Here is a 7,686-nt window from a genome sequence, read left to right as displayed (position 1 = left end):
ATGTGATGATGCCTTCTTCTTCAAATGCATCCGTCACATGTTTGTTGTGAACAATCATCCCAAGTATATATATTGGCCTCGGCAAACTTTTATCCAATGCAGCATTACGTGCAATGACCATAGCGTCCACGACACCATAGCAATAGCCGCGAGGTGAAATCTTAATTACATTCATTGAGTCATCCTCCTGCGAATACCTCTGATTCTCTCTTTTATTATATAAAACTTATAGAAAGAATACAAAAGCGACTTTCATTAATGGAATGACTTTACTAATTTAATTCGCTAATAGAATAATTTAGGAGATGATGAACCCTTGGGACTTTGCTGTTTAGCAGAGGTTTTCCGGGCTGCTGGTTTTCTTTTTGCTTTTGATGAAGCTGTTTTTACATCTTTACCCTCACTGGCTGTTTCTTCTTTAACTTCATTCACTTCTTGTTCACTTTGATCTTCTGCATCAGGTAAATCCTTCAGTCCTTTGTAAAGTTTCCACATCGAGGGAATGTTGCGGACGAGAGGACCGTATTGCTGAATCATGGGTCCAAATTGTTGCGCAGTCTTTAAAACCTGCTGTGTGTTGTTAAGGAATCCATTAAGTGCTGAAGGATCTGTCAGGGTTTTCAGGATTCCACCTCCAGAGCTCGCAGCTCTTGCTGTTCCGCCGCCTTGTGACAAAAATCCAGGCAAAGCATTACTTTGGCCCCTTCCGCCTTTACCTAGAAGTTTCGCAAGTAAGCCTCCGCCACCCTGTCGAGATTGTGGATTTCTGCCCATCCTTGGTCCAAATTGCCCCTGTTGGATACCTGGCCTTTGTCCGAACTGGTTGGGGTATATTTGGCGGGGATGCATGGCAGGTGATCCCATATATCCTGGCCCTATATAATGATGAGGCTGCATTCCGTGTGAGTTCATACGTGGTCCTTGTAGCATTCTGACCCCTCCTTTCTAAATAAATCATCTCCTATTAGAGTATGCGGTGCTTCAGATTTGGTTTTAAAAAAAGAGCATTCGGCACGAAACAGGTTTGTTTTTTCATGAGGAAAGGTTAAGATAGTACTGATTGGAGATTTTCTTCAATCTTGATTATAATTACAGGATGAACCTGAAAGACCAGCTTACGGAACGGGCTGATTCCCTATTTTAAGGGTATGGGTAAAAAAGGAGTAAACAATGACTGAAACGAAATTTGATCGATATGAATTTAAGCCATACATTATAGATGCTGTTAAAAAACTTGGTTTTCATGAGCCAACTGAAATTCAGGAACGCTTGATTCCGACAATTATCAAAGGTGATAGCGCAATTGGCCAGTCACAGACTGGAACAGGGAAAACACATGCATACGTTCTCCCAATCATGGACAAGCTTGATGCTTCCCGCAATGAAGTTCAAGCCATCATTACAGCCCCAACAAGAGAGCTTGCGAATCAAATTTACCATGAAGTTCTCAAGATAGCGGAACATGCACCTCAGGAAGAGAAAATTACTGCACGCTGCTACATTGGCGGCACTGATAAGCAGAGAATGATCGATAAGCTAAAAACACAGCCTCAGATTGTTATCGGGACACCAGGAAGGATTAACGACCTTGTAAAAGAAAATGCACTTTTTGTTCACAATGCTAACATGCTTGTTGTGGATGAAGCTGATTTAATGCTTGATATGGGATTCATTGAAGACATTGATCAATTTGCATCACGGATGCCTGAAAAGCTTCAGATGTTAGTATTTTCGGCAACCATTCCTGAAAAGCTTAAGCCTTTCTTGAAAAAATATATGGAAAACCCAAAATATGTACAAGTAGATCCGAAGCAAGCAACAGCGGAGAATATTGAACATCTTCTGCTGCCAACTCGACACAGGGATAAAATAGGTCTCGTCCATTCTGCGCTCTTGGCATTCAATCCGTACCTTGGGATTGTTTTTGCCAATACGAAAAAGAAAGCAGATGAGATAGCGGACGGATTAATCTCAAAAGGCATGAAGGTTGGCCGAATTCATGGGGATTTAAGTCCTCGTGAGCGTAAAAGAGTCATGAAGCAGGTTAAAGACCTGGAATTTCAATATATTGTCGCTACAGACCTTGCTGCAAGGGGAATCGACATACAGGGAATCAGTCATGTAATTAATTATGAATTGCCAACAGACCTTGATTTTTACATCCACAGGGTTGGGCGTACAGCACGTGCAGGTGCCTCGGGAATCGCTTTGACGGTTTACGAACAGTCTGATGAAGATGCATTAATACGCCTCGAAAAAATGGGGATCGCCTTTAAAAACATCGATGTGAAGAAAGGCGAATTTACCGAAATTGAAGAGCGAAACAGACGCCAAAATAGAAAGAAAAAAGAAACACCAGGTGAAGCAGTGGCCAAATCGCTTGTTTCAAAACCTAAAAAGGTTAAGCCAGGCTATAAGAAAAAGATGCAGTGGGAAATGGATAAAATCAAAAAACGTCAAAATCGCTTAAATAAAAAAAAATAAACAAACTGTAAATATTTTAGGGAGAGATCAGTAATGTTAATTGGCTCACATGTTTCCATGAGCGGTAAGAAAATGCTGCTAGCAGCAAGTGAAGAAGCCGTCTCATATGGGGCAAATACCTTTATGATCTATACAGGGGCACCTCAGAATACGAGAAGGAAAAAAATTGAGGATTTGAATATTGAAGAAGGGCGAAGACATATGGAACAGCATGGCATAGATGAAATCATTGTCCATGCACCATATATCATCAATATTGGAAATTCTGAAAATCCGGATACGTTTGATCTGGGTGTAAGATTCTTAAGAAGCGAAATGGAGCGAACAGAGGCTCTTGGTGCCAGGCAAATCGTTCTGCATCCGGGCGCCCATGTTGGAGCAGGCACAGAAAAAGGAATTCAAAAAATAGTCGAGGGCATTAATGAGGTTTTGACCGGTAAAGAGAATGTTCAAATCGCTTTGGAAACAATGGCTGGAAAAGGATCAGAGTGCGGAAAATCCTTTGAAGAGCTCGCGATGATTATGGATGGCGTCATTTACAACGATAAGCTTTCTGTTTGCTTTGACACATGCCATACGCATGATGCTGGATATCCTATCATTGAGGACTTTGATGGTGTCCTGAATGAATTCGATAAAATCGTTGGACTGGACAGGCTGAAAGTGCTCCACATAAATGATAGCAAGAATGCTGTTGGCATGAGAAAAGACCGCCATGAGAACATTGGGTTTGGCCATATTGGCTTCGAGGCGTTGAGCTATATTGTACATCATCCTCAGCTTACAAGCGTACCAAAAATCCTTGAAACTCCTTTTGTTGGTGAGGATAAGAATAATAAGAAAGCACCATATAAACATGAAATAGCCATGCTTAAAAGCAAGCAGTTTGAAGAAAATCTGCTTGATATGATCATGAATAGCTAAAATAAAATAACAAAGTTAAAGCTGTGGAGAATTCCACAGCTTTTTGATTATTTGTTTTTTGATTGAGAAATCAATGTATTATGATTAAGATTTCCATTATTTCGTAAATTTCACAAAAAGCTTGTTAACTTCTCGGGCGGTTTCTGGACTTGTGATGCGGGCAATTTCTTTGATCAGTGCAGTTCTTTCTGAATCATTAAAAATGTTGACTTTTTTTCCTCGTAAGTACCCAGCAACTTTTTGTGCTTGCCCCATTGTGATTGAAATTTGAAATTGAGAGGCATATTTCAGCAATTCATCAGCTGTAATATTACTTATTTTATGGTTAATGATATTTTCAAAAATAGCCAAAGATCATCACTCCTCCATAGTAGGGTATGAGCCCGGAATGGAAATAGTGACAGTTTTTTTGCCAGATAATTAAATAACGACTTTGAGCTTTACCAGAGCCGAATTTTGAAATGACTTCGAAATCCGACTGGAGTAAAAGTAAGCGGCGGTGGAGTCAATGTGGAATGTGGGCGGTAAAATCAGATAGTTTACAATTTGGACGGATAAAGATATACTACTAAATGTAAATCGTAATGATTCTTATTTTGTGGGTGATGAAATGAGCAGTAACAATTATATCGTCCAGGTACAGAATTTGTCTTATCGATATGATAAGGAGAATGTACTTGAAAATATAAATCTGTCTATCCAAAAGGGGAGCTTTTTGGCGATTGTCGGCCCGAATGGATCGGGTAAGTCGACCTTGCTTAAATTGATGCTAGGTCTGATTAAGCCGCAAAAAGGTACGATTCGTTTATTTGGGCAGGAAATTGGAAAATTCAAAGAGCACCATAAAATCGGTTTTGTGTCCCAAAAGGCCAACTCCTTCAATACCGGGTTTCCGGCAACAGTATTTGAGGTAGTGGCAAGTGGATTGACTAAGAAGCTAGGACTTTTCAGGTTCTTACAGAAAAAGGACCATGATAACATTAAGCAGGCAATTGAATCTGTCGGGATGGAAATGTTCATGGACCGTAATATTGGCGAACTATCCGGCGGACAGCAGCAAAGGGTCTTTATCGCCAGGGCACTCGTTAGCAATCCAGAATTGCTGATTCTTGATGAACCAACTGTCGGGGTCGATGCAAAAAATGTGAATTCGTTCTACGAAATGCTAGAAATGTTAAATAAACAGAATGGAATTACCTTGCTTCTTGTTACTCATGATATTGGTACGATTTCTGATAAAGTAACAAATGTGGCATGCCTAAATAAAAATATGCATTTCCACGGGAGTACCGAGGAGTTTGAGCAGCTAAAAATCAACGAGGTGTCAGAAATCTATGGGCATGATGTTCATGTTTTGACTCATGATCACCACCATCACGAGGGGGCTCATCATGATTAGCGGTTTGATGCAATATGAATTTTTACAAAATGCTTTTTTAACTGGAATGATCATAGGAGTTATAGCTCCTTTGCTGGGTGTCTTTATTGTCGTCCGCAGACTTTCGCTCATTGCTGATGCCTTGAGCCATGTAACACTTGCGGGGATTGCGGCAAGCCTTCTGCTTGAAAAGAAATTCTTGTTATTCAGCGGAGTTAATCCGCTTTATATGGGAATGGCTTTTTCAGTGACGGGGTCACTATTTATTGAAAAACTAAGAACGGTTTATAAACATTATCAGGAATTGGCAATACCGATCATCCTTTCTGGGGGTATTGGGTTAGGAGTCATCTTCATTTCCCTTGCAGACGGGTTCAATACCGATTTATTCAGCTATTTATTTGGCAGTGTCAGTGCTGTAAGCAGAATGGACCTCTGGACAATTGCTATTATTAGCATACTTGTCATCATGCTTGTTGTTTTATTATATAAAGAATTATTCCTGTTATCTTTTGATGAAGAGTATGCGAGAGCAACAGGAATCGCTGCAAAAACCCTCCATTTTATTTTTATTGTAATGGTAGCATTGGTCATTGCTGCATCGATGAGAATTGTCGGCATCCTGCTCGTTTCATCACTGATGACATTGCCAGTTGCTGCTAGCATTCGATTCGCAAAAGGATTTAAGCAGACCATCTTTTTCTCCATCCTGTTTGGCGAAATCTCTGTGTTAGGCGGACTTTTCCTATCCTACTACCTGAATTTAGCGCCAGGAGGAACAATCGTGATGATTGCAGTACTCATTCTTGTCTTGGCTATATGGCTTAAGAAACGTGCAACATCAAGATCATTGTAATGGGGTGATTTCATGAACGTATTAGAAGCAATGAACCTGCTCAAGGAGCAAGGTTTTAAGCATACAGGTAAACGTGAGGACATGCTCCAGCTCTTTTCCGATAATGATAAATACTTAACTGCACGTGATGTATTAGAACAAATGAAGGAGAATTATCCTGGTCTGAGTTTTGATACCATTTATCGTAATTTAAGTGTATTTGTAGATCTAGGTATTCTTGAAATGACGGAGCTTTCTGGAGAAAAGCATTTTCGGTTCACCTGCTCACACAAAGAGCATCATCATCATTTTATCTGTCTCGACTGCGGAAAAACAAAGGAAATCGAAACTTGCCCAATGAGAAATATTGAAGCTAGCTTTAAAGGCTACGATATATCGGGACATAAATTTGAAATTTATGGGCGCTGTCCCGAGTGTATTCAATAACAGCTTGAAAAAAAACGGCCTGGAAACAGGCCGTTTTAATTATTTTTAATCCAGTTTTGCACCCAGGTGTGGGCTTCCTTCCAGTCGTTTACACGAATGACTCCATCTGGGATTGGATCTTGATTGTAAGGTGTATTAAATAACAGTACTGGGATGTTTAGTTCTTCATGAAGATTCACCGCGTTATCATGCTTATCCTCAAGGAAAATATCGACATCGTATTTTTTTGCAGCCTCGATTTTATCATGGGAACCTATTAAATGGATATCATTGTACATCAGTTCTTGATTTGTAAACCATTCCTTTGTTATATCCAGCAAGTGGCTGTCTCTGGCACTGATGAAATACAACTCGTGCTCTTTTTCCCATCTTTTTAAGATTTCTTTTGCTCCTGCAGCCAAAGGGGATCGTGAATAAATGACAGGCTCCATATTTTTGAACCAGTCATAAAATTCTTTTTCAGAGACCGTTACTAGTGGCATAAAGTCATACTGCTTAATGTCATTAAGTGTAATATTCAATCCAAATGCATCATTTAAATATGGAACAAATGTGGTTGGACAGGTAACTGTACCATCAATATCTATACCAAAACGTCTTTTCATTCAGTTTGCTCCTTAAAAAATATCTTTCCTTAATCTTACCAAATGTATAGATGGCGCAAAAGAAGTTCTTTAAATTCAGTCAAACATTGCCATGCTGAAAAACGGCGAAGTCGTAAACAATAATAAATGCTCCACTTAAAGAAAGCGAGGGATTAAAGTGGCAGACCAAGAACGAGAACAGAGAGGTACCGAATATATCACTGAACCTAAGCAGGATGTGATTACGGTAAGAGATGCGCGTGCTGAAATTTATCAGGAAGAGACCGCGGAAGAAATCGCCGCTCCTGCACGTGATGAACACTACCGGGAAGAAACAGCGGCAGAAATTGCTGCACCTGCACCTTTAGTAAGAAGAGGATCAGATGAGGAAACTGAAACTGGAGGAAGAGGGCTTGCCTATTCAGCTCTTGCCCTATCGATCTTGTCGCTGTTTATTTTACCTGTTCTCTTCGGAGCAGCTGGGATTATCCTTGGCTTCATGGCCCGCAGAAGAGGATCCGCCCTCGGAAGCTGGGCAATTGGAATAGGGGTAATTTCTATTTTAGTTGGCATCTTCATCCTGCCGTTTTTTTAACGGGATTGAAGAATTTCCATAAAAAGACCCGGGAATTCGTTTCCCGGGTCTTTCATTTACTTATTGCTGGACCGTGGCAGCCGCTTCTGCAGCTTCACGCAGCTTTTCTTCAGCAATCTTATCGATTTCCTTCTTCAATTCCTCTACCATTGTCGCTTCAGGAACCTTACGGACTATCTCACCCTTTCGGAATAACAAGCCTTCCCCTCTTGCTCCCGCAATGCCGATATCCGCCTCACGTGCTTCTCCAGGGCCGTTAACAGCGCAGCCAAGGACTGCGACCTTGATTGGGGCTTTAATTTTTGAGATGTATTCTTCTACCTCGTTGGCAATGCTGATTAAGTCGATTTCAATTCTTCCGCATGTGGGGCATGAAATAAGTGTCGCAGCATTAGCGGCTAGGCCAAACGACTTTAATAGTTCTCTTGCGACCTTTACC

General features: G+C 40.7%; 10 protein-coding genes and 1 pseudogene. 6 read left to right on the top strand and 5 right to left on the bottom strand.

The window, feature by feature from the left end:
• Positions 1-175, bottom strand: a pseudogene (locus tag WB217_RS01255) (4-hydroxy-3-methylbut-2-enyl diphosphate reductase); the annotation flags it as partial.
• 110 nt (positions 176-285) lie between these two features.
• Positions 286-930, bottom strand: coding sequence for a VrrA/YqfQ family protein (gene vrrA, locus WB217_RS01250; protein ID WP_423989896.1), 645 nt, complete (start codon positions 928-930; stop codon positions 286-288).
• Between the two features lie 240 nt (positions 931-1,170).
• On the opposite strand from vrrA, the gene WB217_RS01245 reads away from it, so the two are divergent.
• The gene (locus tag WB217_RS01245; protein ID WP_423989894.1) at positions 1,171-2,484 is read left to right on the top strand and encodes a DEAD/DEAH box helicase; all 1,314 of its coding nucleotides are present in this window, start codon (positions 1,171-1,173) and stop codon (positions 2,482-2,484) included.
• A gap of 33 nt (positions 2,485-2,517) precedes the next feature.
• On the top strand, positions 2,518-3,408 hold the full coding sequence (locus WB217_RS01240; protein ID WP_423989892.1) for a deoxyribonuclease IV: 891 nt from the start codon (positions 2,518-2,520) through the stop codon (positions 3,406-3,408).
• Positions 3,409-3,504: 96 nt separating this feature from the next.
• On the opposite strand, the gene WB217_RS01235 is transcribed toward WB217_RS01240, so the two are convergent.
• A complete protein-coding gene (locus tag WB217_RS01235; protein ID WP_423989890.1) occupies positions 3,505-3,759 on the bottom strand; it encodes a DUF2624 domain-containing protein in 255 nt (84 codons plus the stop codon).
• Between the two features lie 259 nt (positions 3,760-4,018).
• Between WB217_RS01235 and WB217_RS01230 the strand changes: the two genes are divergently transcribed.
• Genes WB217_RS01230 through WB217_RS01220 form a run of 3 tightly spaced genes read left to right on the top strand, consistent with a single transcriptional unit; the run spans position 4,019 to position 6,068 of the window.
• Positions 4,019-4,807, top strand: coding sequence for a metal ABC transporter ATP-binding protein (locus WB217_RS01230; protein WP_423989888.1), 789 nt, complete (start codon positions 4,019-4,021; stop codon positions 4,805-4,807).
• Positions 4,800-5,642 carry a metal ABC transporter permease gene (locus WB217_RS01225; RefSeq protein WP_423989886.1) on the top strand — a complete coding sequence of 281 codons (843 nt, stop codon included), beginning with the start codon at positions 4,800-4,802 and terminating at the stop codon, positions 5,640-5,642. The genes WB217_RS01230 and WB217_RS01225 overlap by 8 nt, the downstream gene beginning before the upstream one ends.
• A gap of 12 nt (positions 5,643-5,654) precedes the next feature.
• Positions 5,655-6,068, top strand: a complete 414-nt coding sequence (locus tag WB217_RS01220; protein WP_423989884.1) for a Fur family transcriptional regulator — start codon at positions 5,655-5,657, stop codon at positions 6,066-6,068.
• Between the two features lie 35 nt (positions 6,069-6,103).
• Here WB217_RS01220 and WB217_RS01215 read toward each other — a convergent pair whose 3' ends face one another.
• Entirely contained in the window at positions 6,104-6,673 is a 570-nt protein-coding gene (locus tag WB217_RS01215; RefSeq protein ID WP_423989883.1) for a hypothetical protein, read from the bottom strand.
• A 247-nt stretch (positions 6,674-6,920) separates the two neighbouring features.
• On the opposite strand from WB217_RS01215, the gene WB217_RS01210 reads away from it, so the two are divergent.
• Complete coding sequence (locus WB217_RS01210; RefSeq protein WP_423989898.1) at positions 6,921-7,247, top strand: hypothetical protein; 327 nt, start codon at positions 6,921-6,923, stop codon at positions 7,245-7,247.
• 60 nt (positions 7,248-7,307) lie between these two features.
• On the opposite strand, the gene WB217_RS01205 is transcribed toward WB217_RS01210, so the two are convergent.
• On the bottom strand, positions 7,308-7,686 hold a 379-nt coding region (locus WB217_RS01205), incomplete at its 5' end, for a flavodoxin-dependent (E)-4-hydroxy-3-methylbut-2-enyl-diphosphate synthase (protein WP_423989881.1).

Source organism: Mesobacillus sp. (genome assembly GCF_049588175.1).
Taxonomy (GTDB): Bacteria; Bacillota; Bacilli; order Bacillales; family Cytobacillaceae; genus Mesobacillus.
Note: the sequence above shows the minus strand (reverse complement) of the source record. Positions and strands in the feature narration are given on the sequence as shown.

Bases quoted from the DNA above. Each gene is read 5' to 3' on its own strand.
- vrrA (WP_423989896.1), bottom strand. From the start codon at position 930: ATGCTACAAGGACCACGTATGAACTCACACGGAATGCAGCCTCATCAT.
- WB217_RS01245 (WP_423989894.1), top strand. From the start codon at position 1,171: ATGACTGAAACGAAATTTGATCGATATGAATTTAAGCCATACATTATA.
- WB217_RS01240 (WP_423989892.1), top strand. From the start codon at position 2,518: ATGTTAATTGGCTCACATGTTTCCATGAGCGGTAAGAAAATGCTGCTA.
- WB217_RS01230 (WP_423989888.1), top strand. From the start codon at position 4,019: ATGAGCAGTAACAATTATATCGTCCAGGTACAGAATTTGTCTTATCGA.
- WB217_RS01225 (WP_423989886.1), top strand. From the start codon at position 4,800: ATGATTAGCGGTTTGATGCAATATGAATTTTTACAAAATGCTTTTTTA.
- WB217_RS01220 (WP_423989884.1), top strand. From the start codon at position 5,655: ATGAACGTATTAGAAGCAATGAACCTGCTCAAGGAGCAAGGTTTTAAG.
- WB217_RS01215 (WP_423989883.1), bottom strand. From the start codon at position 6,673: ATGAAAAGACGTTTTGGTATAGATATTGATGGTACAGTTACCTGTCCA.